Source organism: Bacillus cereus group sp. BfR-BA-01408 (assembly GCF_022663305.1).
Lineage (GTDB): Bacteria > Bacillota > Bacilli > Bacillales > Bacillaceae_G > Bacillus_A > Bacillus_A pacificus.
Genome location: NZ_JAKUFF010000092.1, coordinates 1 through 14,857 on the forward strand (window position 1 = coordinate 1; position 14,857 = coordinate 14,857).

Here is a 14,857-nt window from a genome sequence, read left to right on the forward strand (position 1 = left end):
AGGATCAAACTCTCCAATAAAGTTAGTTTGTCTAGCATCTAAAATAAAAATTGACGTTTCACGTTGTTTGTTTCGTTTAGTTTTCAAAGTTCAACATCGCGTTTCAGCGACTTTTATAATTTAACATCTTGCGTTGAATCTGTCAACAACTTTTTCTTTCGTTCCTGACGACGCTTATTAATTTACCATATTAACCATTCACAAGTCAACACTTTTTAAAAAAATGCCAAAATAAATTTATCTTGGCATGATATAAAGCTTAATAACCACTAATGCAGCAACACCGGGTAGACCTAATAAACTTGTGATTGTTGCAGTACCCAAGTTAATTGGAAGATGAAAATCAAAATATGTTCCTACAACATTTACGATAAAAAGTAATGCTACTCCTAAAGTAACATGAAAGAGCGCTTTTCCTATAAAACGTAACGGCTTAGAAGAAACACCAAAAACAAGGAAAATAAAAACTAACGCAAGAATACCAACAATAATAATTGTAGAATTCATTTTTTCCTCCTTATGAATGACCTATACACATTTATTTGTATGGGACAAGACGATAAAAAAGAACGTTTATTATATAACTCCAGTCGTTTCATTTTATTCACCTTGATTCTGCTACACGTTCTTCACAAAAAACATTAATCGATCTTTCCAAACAAATAAAATAAAAAGGCCCTGCTTTTTCAGCAGAACCTTTTACCATTGCTCCATCTTTACAGGACGACGTTTTGCTTCTTTTAGCAAGAAGAAATATTTCGCCTCTGCTATTTTCAAAGAACAAAGTACATCTTGAGATGGTTCAACACTTTGTTCAACCATTCTCTTTTGACGTAACCATTCATTCTTCACCTTTTCTAACAGTACAATTAGCTTATCATCATACTCTTTACGCAATTTACCCTTTTTTTGAAAGAACATTTTTGTTTCTCCTCTTATACTTCTCTACGACCTTCTAATGCTTTCGACAGTGTCACTTCATCTGCATATTCTAAATCTCCACCAACTGGCAGACCGTGTGCAATACGAGTTACTTTAATACCTGTCGGCTTTAAGAGGCGGGATATATACATCGCTGTAGCTTCCCCTTCAATATTAGGATTTGTTGCTAATATTACTTCTTGTACTGTTTCATCGTGTAGTCGCTTTAGAAGTTGCGGGATAGTAATGTCTTCTGGTCCAATTCCCTCCATTGGAGAGATAGCACCACGTAACACATGATATACACCTTGATACTCTTTCATCTTTTCCATCGCGATTACATCTTTCGGTTCTTGCACGACACAAACAACTGATTGATCTCGATGTGAATCGTTACAAATATAACAAGGGTCACGGTCAGTAATATGCCCGCATACAGAACAATATGCTAAGTCTCGCTTCGCATTTACAAGTGCTTTTGCAAAACCTAACACATCATCTTCTTTCATATCTAATACGAAAAACGCCAATCGAACCGCTGTTTTCGGTCCGATTCCTGGCAATTTCATAAAACTATCAATTAGTTTTGATATTGGTTCTGGATAATGCATATATCAATATCCTCCTAGAACATTCCACCCGGTAAGTTTAAGCCTTTTGTAAATTTACCCATTGTAGAGTTTGAAAGTTCATCAGCTTTTTTAAGTGCATCGTTTGTTGCAGCTAACACTAAGTCTTGTAACATTTCGATATCTTCTGGATCTACAACTTCTTCTTTCACTTTTACTTCAAGAATTTGCTTATGACCATTTGCAATAACTGTGATCATACCGCCGCCAGCTGTACCTTCAACTGTTTTTTCGCCAAGTTCTTCTTGCGCCTTTGCCATTTCCTTTTGCATCTTTTGCATTTGTTTCATCATGTTATTCATATTTCCCATTCCGCCACGCATCATAATTAATTCCTCCTAATTATTATTACTCTTTTATTTCAATGAGTTCTTGCCCTACTAATTTTACAGCCTCTTCTATAAGAGGATCTTCTTTTTTCTCTGGGCTTTCTTCAGAACTTCCACCTTCACGCTGTAAAAAATCTTCACGGATTTTACCCCATTCACTTTTTGGAATGGCAATCATATTTAATCTTTTACTTAGCAATTCAAATAAAGTTTGTTCCACTGTATCCATAGCCTCTCGATTTTCGCTTGCCATTTTACAGTGAATCTCATATTGGAACGCTAAAACGTAAGTATCATCTGAAGCCGCTACCGGTTCGCTATTTTCTAATAAAACAGCAAACGCTACTTTGTTGTATGCTTTGAGTCTTCCTAACAACTCTCCCCATACAGCTTTTAATTGTTCTAAATCTTGACGCTTCGCTTGCTTTAATACTTCATTTACGCGTCCGACAGGTATCTTCATACTTCCTGTCCGTACTGGCTTTGGTGCTGCACGCGTCTCTCTGACTTCCTGCTGCACACCGGCCGGCACACCATTCTTTTTGACTTGTTCTAGCTCTTTCTCCAATTGCTGCATCCTGTTCATAATTGCTTGTAAACGATCTGCACCATTTGCTTGCATCATAAACTGTTGACACAGTTGTACCATAACAACTTCTAAGAAAATTCGCGGATGATTTGTCCACTTCATTTCCTGTTGCGCTTTACTAAGAGTATGAATGATCTCATAGATTACTTCCGGTTGCATTTCTTCACTTAACGTCCGGAATTGCTCATCAACCATCACTCGTTCCAACATATGTTCCAATTGTGGTGAAGTTTGATATAAAAGCATATCACGATAATAGTAAATGAAATCTTCCATAAAGCGTACTGGATCTTTCCCTTTACCCATCATCTCATCTATGATACGTAATGCTCTTGATACATCATTTTCACGTATACATTCTACTAAGTTGCCTAAGTATTGCTGAGAAACAGACCCTGTTACAGCTAATACATCTTCTGTCGTAACAGTCTCATCACTATAAGATATTGCCTGATCAATAAGACTGAGCGCATCACGCATACCACCTTCAGCGGCACGTGCAACAATTTGTAATGCCTCATCTTCTACTTGCGTACCTTCATTGTTCACAACTGTCGATAATCTCTCAACAATATCATTTACTGATATCTTTCGAAATTCGAAACGTTGGCAACGCGAAATAATTGTAGGCGGTATCTTATGCGGTTCTGTTGTCGCTAAAATAAAGATAACATGTCCTGGCGGTTCTTCTAACGTTTTTAAAAGCGCATTGAAGGCACCCATGGAAAGCATGTGAACTTCATCAATAATGTATACTTTATATTCTACAGCACTTGGAGCATATTTTACTTTATCTCTAATATCTCGAATTTCATCTACACCGTTATTTGAAGCCGCATCAATTTCTAATACATCTGAAATAGATCCTTGTGTAATCCCCAAACAAGAAGGACATTCATTACAAGGTTCAGCTACCGGAGCATGTTCACAGTTAATTGCTTTTGCAAACACTTTTGCAATTGTCGTTTTTCCTGTTCCCCTCGGCCCAGAAAATAAATAAGCATGTGAAACTTTCTCTTGAAGAAGGGCATTTTGCAACGTTTTTGTCACGTGCTTTTGACCGACTACATCTTCAAACTTTTGCGGTCTCCATGTTCGGTATAACGCTTGGTATGACACGAAAATACGGCCTCCCTCAAAGGTTATTATCTCATTTATTATAACCCATTCTGTTTATAGATTCCAAAAGTTATTTTCTATACAAAAAACCCACCTTAGTATTAAGGTGAGTTTTGTATACATATATAACTGCCGTGCACCTTCTGTCGATTACGTACCATAAGCGTTACTTAAGCAGTTAGCTCGGTTCAGGCACTCCTGCGGCACACGAGAAGACCCGCTTATTGCTGCTTCCTTCCGGACCTGACAAGGTTCACGGGGTCCCGTTGCGCAGGACCCAAACGTCAACACCACTTACTTAAGGCAGACCTTACAGCAACATAACCTCGAGAAGGGATTCGGCCTCGCTAGAGCGGATTGCGAGTATAGGGCACCGCTACCTCCCCGCTTAGCACGGCAAAGTTAAAACCAATATTCGGTTGCCTTCATTAAAGGCACTATCAGTATAACTTGTTTTTTTATAAAATGCAAATACGTTAATTCTCTTTACTTTTCTCTAATTTCTTAATCGCTTTTCTTTTTTTACGAAGCGCTCTAAAAAAGTTCGTTAATAGCGTACCGCACTCTTCTTCTAATACACCAGCCACTACTTCACATTGATGATTAAAGCGTTCATCCGTTAACAGATTCATCAATGTCCCTGCACATCCACCTTTCGGATCACTCGCACCATATACAACTCGCTTTACTCGTGATAAAACAATTCCACCCGCACACATCGGACAAGGCTCTAATGTTACATATAACGTCGTATCTTCTAAACGCCATGTCCCTAATTTTTTGCATGCCTCATCAATAGCTAACAACTCAGCGTGAGCTATTGATCTTTGCTCAGTCTCCCTTAAATTATGAGCAACACTAATTACTTCACCATTTAATACTATAACTGCACCAATCGGTACTTCTTGTATTGCCTCTGCTTTTTTAGCCTCTTCTATTGCTAACTGCATAAAATAAATATCTTGATCACGTTCCATAACATAGTCCTTTCATTACAAATAAAGTACACTTATTTCCATTTACTACACATGGGATAACTTTTACAAATTCAATCCACCCTAAGAAAAAAGAGAGGGGATTACATATGAAGAATACTGCCTTACTCATTATCGATATGATTAATGACTTTCAATTTTCACACGGGCCTATCCTAGCCAAAAAATGCGAAATTATAACCACTCCTATTTTACAATTAAAGAAGACAATGAAATCCTTCGGTTGTCCCATCATTTATATTAATGACCATTATCAACTTTGGAGATCTGATATTGACCAATTGATTACTCATTGTACAAATGAGTATAGTGAAAATATCATTCATAAGATCGCTCCAAATGCTGATGATTACATTTTTATTAAACCACATTACTCTGCTTTTTATGAAACACCTTTAAATTCTTTATTAGGCTATTTAAAAATAGAAAATCTAATATTAACAGGTGTCGCCGGGAATATATGTATCCTCTTTACAGCTAACGATGCTCATATGAGGAATTATACATTGTATGTACCACAGGACTGTATTGCCTCTAATGATGATCAGGATAACTTACATGCTTTAAAAATAATGGAAACCACATTAAAAGCAAATATAGTACCGTCGTTTCAAATAAAATTTGATTAATACATATATCTATTTTCCAACTTTTTATATCAAATTAACCCGCTCGCTTCCCTCTTGTGCTACAATAATTCTGTTTTGTGTTTTTAGTAGTCACGGTAAATCACTGATTGAAAGGAGGAAACAGCGTGACCGGAGTACCATTTATCACGGTTGAAGGACCAATTGGTGTTGGAAAAACTTCACTTGCGAAGGAAATTTCAACTCACATGCAACTCCACTTACTGAAAGAGATTGTTGATGAAAACCCCTTTTTAGGAAAGTTCTATGAAGACATCGACGAATGGAGTTTTCAAACAGAGATGTTCTTTCTTTGTAATAGATACAAACAATTAGAAGATATTAACATAAAGTATTTGAATCAAAGGAAGCCAGTAGTAGCGGATTATCATATATTCAAAAATGTAATTTTTGCATCCCGTACATTGAAAGATTCTCAATATGACAAGTACATGCAAATCTATCGTATCCTTACACAAGATATGCCAGTTCCAAACGTTATCGTTTATTTAACAGCTAGCCTAGAAACATTACAAAAGCGAATCGCAATGCGCGGAAGAGAATTCGAAAAAAATATGGATCCAAATTACTTACTACAGCTCACAAAAGATTACGAAACAGCAATGGATGCTTTTAAAAAGGACCATCCAGATATCCCAGTATTGAAATTTAACGGAGACGATATGGATTTTGTAAAAAATCCTGATGATTTAAACGTCATCCTATCTGCCCTTCAAAATACTCTCTTAAAGGAGTCGAAATAATAATGAATTTAAGGCAAAAATATGATATACCAAATGACGCAGTAATCACTATCGCTGGAACAGTAGGTGTCGGTAAATCCACTATGACAACTGCATTGGCTAACGCTTTAGGGTATCGCACATCATTTGAAAAGGTAGATTCTAATCCGTATTTGGACAAGTTCTATGCTGATTTCACACGCTGGAGTTTTCACTTACAAGTGTATTTTTTAGCAGAACGATTTAAAGAACAAAAAAGAATTTTTGAATACGGTGGCGGTTTTGTTCAAGATCGCTCTATCTATGAAGACACTGGCATTTTTGCAAAAATGCATCACGAAAAAGGTACAATGACGGAAACTGATTATGAAACATATAAAGGTTTATTTGACGCTATGGTCATGACTCCTTACTTCCCACATCCAGATTTATTAATTTACTTAGAAGGTTCTTTCGATGATATCGTTGATCGTATCCAAGAACGTGGACGTCCGATGGAACAGCAAACACCAATCGAGTATTGGAAAGAGATGCATGGGCGTTATGAAAACTGGATTAACAACTTTAATTCATGCCCTGTTTTACGATTAAACATTAATGAATACGATATTTTAAAAGATGGCGATTCCATTGAACCAATCATTAAAAAAATCGGTCATTTTTTAAAACAAACACGTAAACTTGTAAAATAAAAAACCCGTGCATATGCACGGGTTTTTCTATTAAATTACTTTTTCTTTGTTGGAGCAATAATTTCACTCTCAGGTTTTCCAGCGTTAATACGCTGACGAACAGTACTTGTACTAATATCGTACGCCTCAGCAATCTCTTTAACAGTCATTTCTTTCCCGTTAATTACTGCTGTTAATACTTTACCTGTACGTTTTGGAGCTGCTTCTTTCTTTCCAGCTTCTTTTTTAACTTTTTTTGGTGCCTCTACTTTTGTTGCAGTTTGCTTTACATCACAAGTGCAACCACAAAGTTTACGGAATGTATCATCGCTAATAATGCGTGATACATTTGCACCACTGTTTAAAATTCTATTGTTCTTACAGACAGGACATTGTACATAATATAAAGTTTTTCCATCTAAAGGAAACGTTTGTATAATAAGATCCATGTTGACTCCTTTCATATCTATGAAGATAATCATCGGAATATGAGTGTGTAATAAGGACAAAATCGCCTTACACCATACTTTATGATTGGTTTTAAAATAAAAACTCGTTACGTGTGGTAACGAGTTCTCCAATCTCCACTTATATGCGCTGTTGTCAATTATATCTGGAGGAGGTAGAGGGATTCGAACCCCCGCGCGACTCTCGCCGCCTGTCGGTTTTCAAGACCGATCCCTTCAGCCAGACTTGGGTATACCTCCATATTGACATCAAATATAATATCAAAAGAAAAACAGTTAGTCAACCCTACTAAAATAAATTATGAGGAAAGGAAAATTTTACTTTTCCTCTCCTACATCATAGTACTGACAACGCTCATAATTACCAATCACTCATACCGATGAATGTTTATAAATTTACTTAATAACTGTTTTTCCTCCCATATAAGGGCGAAGAACTTCTGGAATTATAATTGTACCATCTTCTTGTTGGTAGTTCTCTAAAATAGCTGCCACCGTACGTCCAATTGCAAGACCAGATCCATTTAATGTATGAACATGTTCTGGTTTGCCGTTTGGCTCACGACGGAAACGGATATTTGCACGTCTCGCTTGGAAAGCCTCGAAATTACTACAAGAAGAGATTTCACGATATGTGCCATAGCTTGGAATCCATACTTCAATATCGTATTTCTTCGCTGCCGTAAATCCTAAATCGCCTGTGCACATGCTCATAACGCGATATGGCAACTCTAATAATTGTAACACGCGTTCTGCATCATTTGTTAGTTTTTCTAACTCTTCATAAGAATCTTCTGGTTTTACAAACTTCACAAGCTCTACTTTATTGAACTGGTGCTGACGAATTAAACCACGTGTATCACGGCCAGCTGAACCTGCTTCAGAACGGAAACAAGAGCTAAATGCAGCATATCTTATAGGCAATTGTTCTTTATTTAAGATCTCATCACGGTGCATATTTGTTACAGGTACTTCAGCTGTTGGAATTAAGAAGTAGTCTTCACTTTCAATACGGAATGCATCTTCTTCAAACTTCGGAAGTTGTCCTGTCCCTGTCATGCTTGCACGGTTTACCATATACGGAGGTAATACTTCTTCATATCCATGCTCATCAGTATGAAGATCCAGCATAAAGCTAATTAAAGCACGCTCTAATCTTGCGCCAGCACCTTTGTAGAATACGAAGCGGCTTCCTGTTACTTTTCCAGCACGTTCAAAATCTAGAATTCCTAAATCTGTAGCAAGATCCCAATGTGGTTTTGGTTCAAAAGCAAATTCCTTCACTTCTCCCCAAGTGCGGGCTACTACATTATCATCCTCTGTTTCACCAACTGGAGCAGATTCGTGAGGAATATTTGGAATAGATAGCATCAATCTTTCTAGATCTTCTTCAACTGTACGAAGTTCGTTATCAAGATCTTTTACTTTTTCTCCAACTTCACGCATTTCTAAAATTAGAGCTTCTGCATCTTTCTTTTCGCGCTTCAATACAGAGATTTGTTGAGATACTTCGTTACGTTTACTTTTTAGTTCCTCTGTTTGAACAAGTAGTTCTCTTCTTCTCGTATCTAATTCTTCAAAGCGACCAAAATCAGTTAAATCTTCGCCTCTATGCTGTAACTTAGCTTTTACTTCTTCAAAATTTGTACGTAAAAATTTAATATCAAGCATTATATACTCCTCCTTTTATTTTATAAAACACAAAAAACTCCCGTCCCTATATAAAGGGACGGGAGTTAACCCGCGTTGCCACCCTAGTTGAAAGCATTACCGCTTTCCTCTCAAGTAGAAATAACGGCTCTTCACCGGGAATGTTTACTAATCATAAAGATATTCCACATTCCATTCCAGGATGGATTCACAAACTGTTTCTATCGATTTCCACCAACCATCGACTCTCTATAAGAAACGACATTTGTTACTATTTCCTATCAACACGCTTATTTTATAAAATTGTTACCATCAATTTACTATAATCTTATACAAGTTGCAAGTTACTTATACAACTTTTTTCATTTTCGCTTCTTTTACCATTTCTACAAAGTATGCTGTTACACGATGATCATCCGTTAATTCCGGATGGAAAGAAGCAGCTAAAAACGGCCCTTGCCTTACCGCTACCATTCGATCACCATGTGTAGAAAGTACCTCAACATTATCCGCTACATTTACAACATACGGGGCACGAATAAATACGCCAACAAAATCTTCTCCCACACCTTTAATAGAAAGTGCAGCTTCAAAGCTATCTTTTTGACGTCCAAACGCATTGCGCTCAACTGTAATATCCATAGCACCAATATGTGCTTCGTCATAGCCAATAAGTGTTTTTGCAAGAAGAATCATTCCTGCACATGTACCAAACATTGGTTTACCAGACTTCGCAAATGTACGAAGTGGTTCCATGAAAGCATACTTATCAATAAGACGGCGCATAGTTGTACTTTCACCGCCTGGTAAAATAAGACCATCAATCTCTTCAAGTTGTTCTATACGCTTTACAACAACAGCTTCTGCACCACTTGCTTCAACTGATTTTACATGTTCACGAACTGCACCTTGAAGACCTAGTACACCGATTTTCACCATTTTAAAGTTCTCCTTCAATTACCATCCACGCTCTTGCATGCGTTGCTCTGGTAGTAACGTTGAAATTTCGATACCTTTCATCGCATTACCTAATCCTTTAGAAAGGCTTGCAATTAACTCGTAATCCTCATAATGAGTTGTCGCTTCAACGATTGCACGTGCAAATTTCGCTGGATTCTCTGATTTAAAGATACCAGATCCAACAAATACACCATCCGCACCAAGTTGCATCATTAATGCTGCATCTGCAGGTGTTGCTACACCACCTGCTGCAAAGTTTACAACCGGCAAACGACCAAGGCGTTTAATTTCAAGTAGTACTTCATAAGGAGCACCAGTATTTTTTGCATATGTCATTAACTCATCTTCACGTAGACTTGCAACTTGACGGATTTCTGCATTGACTTGACGCATATGACGCACTGCCTCTACAATGTTTCCTGTTCCTGGTTCACCTTTTGTACGAAGCATAGATGCACCTTCTGCAATACGACGTGCAGCTTCTCCGATATCACGGCAACCACATACAAATGGAACTGTGTAATCACGTTTATTTAAATGGTATACTTCATCGGCAGGAGTTAATACTTCACTCTCATCGATATAGTCTACCCCTAATGATTCTAATACACGCGCTTCTACAAGGTGACCGATACGGCATTTTGCCATAACCGGAATTGACACAGCACCCATAACTTCTTCAACGATTGTTGGGTCTGCCATACGAGAAACGCCACCTGCTGCACGAATATCTGCTGGTACGCGCTCTAATGCCATAACGGCAACTGCGCCTGCCTCTTCTGCAATTTTTGCTTGTTCAGCGTTAATTACGTCCATAATAACGCCGCCTTTTTGCATTTCTGCCATTCCACGTTTTACACGTTCTGTCCCTGTTACGTTTGTCATGTTACAAAAACCCCCCTAGGTGAATTGCTTTTCCCCGTTAAAGGCGAAAATTAAGAATACTCTTACATTCTACCACTAACTATCAGATGCTTGTCTACTACTTTTTCATAAAGTCGGTATGAAAAATAGGAATAAGAAAAAGCCCCTACAATGAGGAGCTTTTAAAACCAACCTTTTACTGTATCAACAGCACTATTCCATATACCACTAAAGAAAGAACCAATTCCGCGCATAGCACGAGTAAACCAGTTTGCTTCTTCTACTTCAGCTGTTGTTACAAGATCCACTTGCAACGACTTACCAGTTAAAAATCCAGGATCGTTTGTATCTTTTGGCGTAATTACCATTTGACCAAGTGCAGCTCCCTTTTTAATAGGTGCCTCTTGTCCCTTACTTGATTCTTTTAATTCAGTTTTATAAACATCTTTACTTCCTTTTGGTACTGGAAGTGAAATGGCTTGTTTCGTTTGAACTGCTACATCTTTATCTTTCGCATTTTCTACTCGTACTGTTTCTTGTCCTTTTACTGAAGAACCTTTTTTATACATTTGTTTCATTTCAAAGTTAGCAAATCCATAATCATATAGCTTCTTTGTTTCATCAAAACGTGCTGTATGAGAACTTGTTTTAATCACTACAGAAATAAAACGCATACCGTTTCTTTCAACCGTACCAGTGAAGCAATCTCCCGCTTCTGGAGTTGAGCCTGTTTTTAGGCCATCTACGCCATCATATTCTTTAACTAAGCCCTTTAACATCCAGTTCCAGTTCGACATTGCAAACTTCTCTTTTTCTGGACGGAATTCTTTTTTCGGGATTTTTGCTGTATCTAACACTTTTGGATAATCTTTAATTAAATGTTGTGCTAAAGTTGCAACATCCTTTGCAGACATTTTATTTTCTTCATCCGCTGTTGTTCCTTCTGGATGCATTCCCTTTAAATCTTTATTCGTTAAACCTGTAGAATTGACAAATTTATAATTTTTCAACCCTAGTTCTTTCGATTTATCATTCATCATTTTTACGAAATCTACTTCTTTACCTGCAATTGCTTCTGCTAATGCAATCGTTGCACCATTTGCAGAGAAGATTGCCATTGCCTCGTATAACTCTTTTACTGTATAAGAGCCACCATTTTCTAATGCCACATTTGATAATGAAGCATCCTGTGAAACTTTATACGCATATTCAGAAACCTTAATTTTCTGATCCCACTTAAGCTTTCCTTTATCTACTGCTTCGTGAACTAAATACTCACTCATCATCTTCGTCATACTAGCAATGGATAATAATTCATCTGCATTCTTTTGATATAAAATTTTTCCAGAATTCGCTTCAACTAAAATTGCCGCACCTGCTTCAATATTTAAAGCAGCTCCTGTTTCAGCTGATGCATTGCTATATGGTAACAACATACTACAAGCTAGTGTAAACATTGTTACTAGTGCAATGAATCTTTTGCAAAACATACCTTTCACTTTTGCTACCCCCAATATCTATGTACTCACATAACCGTTATTCTAACATAATCAAAAAAAAATAGACAGAGATATAAAATCTCCGTCTATTTATATATAAGACATTATAATGAGTAGTTTGGAGCCTCTTTTGTAATTTGTACATGATGAGGATGACTTTCAAGTAAACCAGCACCTGACATACGAACAAATTGTGCATTCTCACGTAAGAATTCTAAATCTTGTGCTCCGCAATATCCCATACCTGCGCGTAATCCACCAACTAATTGATGAACCGTATCTGCTAAAGGTCCTTTATATGGTACTCGTCCTTCAATACCTTCTGGAACAAGTTTTTTATTTCCTTCTTGGAAATAACGATCTTTACTTCCTTTTTCCATCGCTCCGACAGAACCCATACCACGATATACTTTAAATTGGCGACCTTGATAAATTTCAGTTTCACCAGGACTTTCAGCAACACCAGCAAACATACTACCTAGCATAACAACATGTGCTCCTGCTGCTAAAGCTTTAACCATATCACCAGAGTACTTAATACCACCGTCAGCGATAACTGGGATACCGTGTTTACGAGCTTCTGTTGCACAATCATAAACCGCTGTTAATTGTGGTACACCAACCCCAGCTACAACACGTGTTGTACAGATAGAGCCTGGTCCAATACCAACTTTAACTACGTTTGCACCTGCTTCAATTAATGCTCTTGTTGCTTCAGCAGTAGCAACATTTCCAGCGATAATATTTAATGATGGATACTTTGCACGAACTTCTTTTACTTTATCAATAACGCCTTGAGAGTGTCCATGAGCTGTATCAAGTACGATTGCATCTACGCTAGCTTTTACTAATGCGTCAATGCGAGTCATAGCATCAGCCGTTACACCAACTGCTGCTCCAACTAATAAGCGCCCTTGCTTATCCTTCGCAGAATTCGGGAATTCAATTACTTTTTCAATATCTTTTATTGTAATAAGCCCTTGTAATACACCGTTGTTATCAACAAGAGGGAGTTTTTCAATTTTATACTTTTGTAGGATCTTTTCAGCCTCGTCTAGCGTTGTACCAACTGGAGCTGTAATTAGCTGTTCTTTTGTCATTACGTCGGAAATTTTGATTGAGTAGTCTTGGATAAAACGCATATCACGGTTTGTAATAATACCAACTAATTTTCGCTCGTCTAAATTATTTACAACCGGTACACCTGAGATACGATATTTCCCCATAAGGTGCTCTGCATCATACACTTGATGTTCTGGAGTTAAAAAGAAAGGATCTGAAATAACACCACTTTCAGAACGTTTTACTTTATCAACCTGCTCGGCTTGTTGTTCAATAGACATATTTTTATGAATAATCCCTAAACCGCCTTGACGAGCCATTGCAATAGCCATATCCGCTTCTGTTACTGTATCCATTCCTGCACTAATTAACGGGATGTTTAACTGTAAGCTTTCAGATAAAACTGTTTTAACACTTACTTCTCTTGGTAGTACATCTGACTTTGCTGGTACAAGTAATACGTCATCAAAAGTCAAACCTTCTTTAACAAATTTAGATTCCCACATAATTGTTCCCCCCATGATACCAGAAATTATTATTAGTAGCTTATCAATTGGTTAAAATACTGTCAAGGACGTATATATATGTTAGAATTTTTAGACAATAAAAGGAGCGTAATATATGCATCAAACACATTGTACTTGGCAGCAACTAAGTTTCTTCTTTTCATCTCAAAATGTACAACGTTATCTTGCCCGTTGTTATGAAAAATCCTCGATACAAAATGCCGAAAAAAAAAGTTTCGAAAATTGTTATCCTTTTATTTATTATTTAGAACACGGGAAAAATTATTACGAATTATATAAGGTAGCTCCCTTTTCGATTCAGCCAATGTTATTGTTTTATGGAATGAGCCAACTTTTTAAAGCATGCTTATTAACTATTGATCCAAACTATCCTGAATCCACTACTGTTTTAGCTCATGGCGTTACGACTCGTAAGCGGAAAAAACAGGGATATCAATTTTTAGAAGATGAGGTAAAGGTACAAAAAAATGGACTATTTACTCATGTTGCAGAACAACTGTTTCACATGAAACACTTAGAATCAGAGAAGTTTAACATGTTGGATTTAATGGGGAATATTCCTGAATTACAAAGCTTATTTTGCTATAGTCGGCGAGGTTCCACTTTATATAAAATTGATTCAACAAATGCAAATGAACTTTCCTTTTCAGTCAATATACTAGATCGACTTCATATGACTTCAGAAAGATTTTCACGTTATATTGAATCAATTTGTAAGCACTTATCCGTGCAACATGTCCCCGGGAAAACGAGCGCATCCAATTTACTTTTTACGGCTCCTATCCAATCGTGGAATCCTATATATAGTACGCCTTTATATTACGAATATCTCGCTGATACTTATTACTTACCACTCACAACTGATCCTAGAAATCCTACACCCGTATTACCTGAACTTCTCGTTCATTATTTATTGCTCTACAATTTAAGTATGATTTCTAGATACGAAACAGATTGGTGGTATGATTTACTTGGAAGCTATGGCTCTGAAGATTACCCATTTATTTATCAATTTCTTACTATTTCTGCTCAAAAAATTCCTTACTATATTTCGAATTTTTTACTAGCAGAACCGAACCTATTTCATGGGAAATAAAAAAAACACAAGTCAAAAGACTTGTGTTTTTAGTTGCTTGGCGACGTCCTACTCTCACAGGGACAAGGTCCCAACTACCATCGGCGCTAGAGAGCTTAACTTCCGTGTTC

Annotated in this window: 16 protein-coding genes, 1 tRNA gene, 1 other RNA gene and 1 other annotated feature; of the genes, 4 read left to right on the forward strand and 14 right to left on the reverse strand. The window is 37.1% G+C overall.

Annotation, left to right across the window (positions count from 1 at the left end; genetic code table 11):
- Nucleotides 1-237 precede the first annotated feature (237 nt).
- From MR083_RS23765 to tadA, 7 genes are all read right to left on the reverse strand, one after another.
- Nucleotides 238-507 carry a pro-sigmaK processing inhibitor BofA family protein gene (locus MR083_RS23765; protein ID WP_001089264.1) on the reverse strand — a complete coding sequence of 90 codons (270 nt, stop codon included), beginning with the start codon at nucleotides 505-507 and terminating at the stop codon, nucleotides 238-240.
- A gap of 192 nt (nucleotides 508-699) precedes the next feature.
- Nucleotides 700-921: a YaaL family protein gene (locus tag MR083_RS23770; RefSeq protein WP_000466020.1), complete on the reverse strand. Its 222-nt coding sequence runs from the start codon at nucleotides 919-921 to the stop codon at nucleotides 700-702.
- 14 nt (nucleotides 922-935) lie between these two features.
- Nucleotides 936-1,532 carry a recombination protein RecR gene (gene recR / locus MR083_RS23775; protein ID WP_242269923.1) on the reverse strand — a complete coding sequence of 199 codons (597 nt, stop codon included), beginning with the start codon at nucleotides 1,530-1,532 and terminating at the stop codon, nucleotides 936-938.
- A gap of 14 nt (nucleotides 1,533-1,546) precedes the next feature.
- Nucleotides 1,547-1,873 (reverse strand): YbaB/EbfC family nucleoid-associated protein, encoded by a 327-nt coding sequence (locus MR083_RS23780; RefSeq protein WP_001996460.1) that lies wholly within the window; start codon nucleotides 1,871-1,873, stop codon nucleotides 1,547-1,549.
- A 25-nt stretch (nucleotides 1,874-1,898) separates the two neighbouring features.
- The gene (gene dnaX / locus MR083_RS23785) at nucleotides 1,899-3,587 is read right to left on the reverse strand and encodes a DNA polymerase III subunit gamma/tau (RefSeq protein ID WP_000121557.1); all 1,689 of its coding nucleotides are present in this window, start codon (nucleotides 3,585-3,587) and stop codon (nucleotides 1,899-1,901) included.
- Nucleotides 3,588-3,719: 132 nt separating this feature from the next.
- Nucleotides 3,720-3,984: signal recognition particle sRNA large type (ffs, locus tag MR083_RS23790), an RNA gene on the reverse strand.
- Nucleotides 3,985-4,063: 79 nt separating this feature from the next.
- A complete protein-coding gene (gene tadA, locus MR083_RS23795) occupies nucleotides 4,064-4,564 on the reverse strand; it encodes a tRNA adenosine(34) deaminase TadA (RefSeq protein WP_242269924.1) in 501 nt (166 codons plus the stop codon).
- 107 nt (nucleotides 4,565-4,671) lie between these two features.
- Here tadA and MR083_RS23800 point away from each other — a divergent pair, with 107 nt between their 5' ends.
- From MR083_RS23800 to MR083_RS23810, 3 genes are all read left to right on the forward strand, one after another.
- The gene (locus tag MR083_RS23800; RefSeq protein ID WP_000798717.1) at nucleotides 4,672-5,211 is read left to right on the forward strand and encodes a cysteine hydrolase family protein; all 540 of its coding nucleotides are present in this window, start codon (nucleotides 4,672-4,674) and stop codon (nucleotides 5,209-5,211) included.
- Nucleotides 5,212-5,336: 125 nt separating this feature from the next.
- Nucleotides 5,337-5,972 (forward strand): deoxynucleoside kinase, encoded by a 636-nt coding sequence (locus tag MR083_RS23805; RefSeq protein ID WP_000148224.1) that lies wholly within the window; start codon nucleotides 5,337-5,339, stop codon nucleotides 5,970-5,972.
- Nucleotides 5,973-5,974: 2 nt separating this feature from the next.
- Complete coding sequence (locus MR083_RS23810; protein ID WP_001053585.1) at nucleotides 5,975-6,643, forward strand: deoxynucleoside kinase; 669 nt, start codon at nucleotides 5,975-5,977, stop codon at nucleotides 6,641-6,643.
- Between the two features lie 35 nt (nucleotides 6,644-6,678).
- On the opposite strand, the gene MR083_RS23815 is transcribed toward MR083_RS23810, so the two are convergent.
- From MR083_RS23815 to guaB, 7 genes are all read right to left on the reverse strand, one after another.
- Nucleotides 6,679-7,071 (reverse strand): sigma factor-like helix-turn-helix DNA-binding protein, encoded by a 393-nt coding sequence (locus MR083_RS23815; protein WP_000364199.1) that lies wholly within the window; start codon nucleotides 7,069-7,071, stop codon nucleotides 6,679-6,681.
- A 165-nt stretch (nucleotides 7,072-7,236) separates the two neighbouring features.
- A tRNA-Ser gene (locus MR083_RS23820) sits at nucleotides 7,237-7,329 on the reverse strand.
- Between the two features lie 156 nt (nucleotides 7,330-7,485).
- Nucleotides 7,486-8,760, reverse strand: coding sequence for a serine--tRNA ligase (gene serS, locus MR083_RS23825; RefSeq protein WP_000884181.1), 1,275 nt, complete (start codon nucleotides 8,758-8,760; stop codon nucleotides 7,486-7,488).
- A gap of 51 nt (nucleotides 8,761-8,811) precedes the next feature.
- Nucleotides 8,812-9,033, reverse strand: a binding site (T-box leader).
- A 54-nt stretch (nucleotides 9,034-9,087) separates the two neighbouring features.
- On the reverse strand, nucleotides 9,088-9,678 hold the full coding sequence (gene pdxT / locus MR083_RS23830) for a pyridoxal 5'-phosphate synthase glutaminase subunit PdxT (protein ID WP_000238781.1): 591 nt from the start codon (nucleotides 9,676-9,678) through the stop codon (nucleotides 9,088-9,090).
- An 18-nt stretch (nucleotides 9,679-9,696) separates the two neighbouring features.
- Nucleotides 9,697-10,584, reverse strand: coding sequence for a pyridoxal 5'-phosphate synthase lyase subunit PdxS (gene pdxS, locus MR083_RS23835; RefSeq protein WP_000186156.1), 888 nt, complete (start codon nucleotides 10,582-10,584; stop codon nucleotides 9,697-9,699).
- Nucleotides 10,585-10,745: 161 nt separating this feature from the next.
- Complete coding sequence (gene dacA / locus MR083_RS23840) at nucleotides 10,746-12,053, reverse strand: D-alanyl-D-alanine carboxypeptidase DacA (RefSeq protein ID WP_242269926.1); 1,308 nt, start codon at nucleotides 12,051-12,053, stop codon at nucleotides 10,746-10,748.
- A gap of 113 nt (nucleotides 12,054-12,166) precedes the next feature.
- Nucleotides 12,167-13,630, reverse strand: coding sequence for an IMP dehydrogenase (guaB, locus tag MR083_RS23845; RefSeq protein ID WP_000264079.1), 1,464 nt, complete (start codon nucleotides 13,628-13,630; stop codon nucleotides 12,167-12,169).
- A gap of 115 nt (nucleotides 13,631-13,745) precedes the next feature.
- Between guaB and MR083_RS23850 the strand changes: the two genes are divergently transcribed.
- Entirely contained in the window at nucleotides 13,746-14,747 is a 1,002-nt protein-coding gene (locus MR083_RS23850; RefSeq protein ID WP_242269925.1) for a YaaC family protein, read from the forward strand.
- Nucleotides 14,748-14,857: the final 110 nt, after the last annotated feature.

Bases quoted from the DNA above. Each gene is read 5' to 3' on its own strand.
- MR083_RS23765 (WP_001089264.1), bottom strand. From the start codon at position 507: ATGAATTCTACAATTATTATTGTTGGTATTCTTGCGTTAGTTTTTATT.
- MR083_RS23770 (WP_000466020.1), bottom strand. From the start codon at position 921: ATGTTCTTTCAAAAAAAGGGTAAATTGCGTAAAGAGTATGATGATAAG.
- recR (WP_242269923.1), bottom strand. From the start codon at position 1,532: ATGCATTATCCAGAACCAATATCAAAACTAATTGATAGTTTTATGAAA.
- MR083_RS23780 (WP_001996460.1), bottom strand. From the start codon at position 1,873: ATGCGTGGCGGAATGGGAAATATGAATAACATGATGAAACAAATGCAA.
- tadA (WP_242269924.1), bottom strand. From the start codon at position 4,564: ATGGAACGTGATCAAGATATTTATTTTATGCAGTTAGCAATAGAAGAG.
- MR083_RS23800 (WP_000798717.1), top strand. From the start codon at position 4,672: ATGAAGAATACTGCCTTACTCATTATCGATATGATTAATGACTTTCAA.
- MR083_RS23810 (WP_001053585.1), top strand. From the start codon at position 5,975: ATGAATTTAAGGCAAAAATATGATATACCAAATGACGCAGTAATCACT.
- MR083_RS23815 (WP_000364199.1), bottom strand. From the start codon at position 7,071: ATGGATCTTATTATACAAACGTTTCCTTTAGATGGAAAAACTTTATAT.
- serS (WP_000884181.1), bottom strand. From the start codon at position 8,760: ATGCTTGATATTAAATTTTTACGTACAAATTTTGAAGAAGTAAAAGCT.
- pdxT (WP_000238781.1), bottom strand. From the start codon at position 9,678: ATGGTGAAAATCGGTGTACTAGGTCTTCAAGGTGCAGTTCGTGAACAT.
- pdxS (WP_000186156.1), bottom strand. From the start codon at position 10,584: ATGACAAACGTAACAGGGACAGAACGTGTAAAACGTGGAATGGCAGAA.
- dacA (WP_242269926.1), bottom strand. From the start codon at position 12,053: ATGTTTTGCAAAAGATTCATTGCACTAGTAACAATGTTTACACTAGCT.
- guaB (WP_000264079.1), bottom strand. From the start codon at position 13,630: ATGTGGGAATCTAAATTTGTTAAAGAAGGTTTGACTTTTGATGACGTA.
- MR083_RS23850 (WP_242269925.1), top strand. From the start codon at position 13,746: ATGCATCAAACACATTGTACTTGGCAGCAACTAAGTTTCTTCTTTTCA.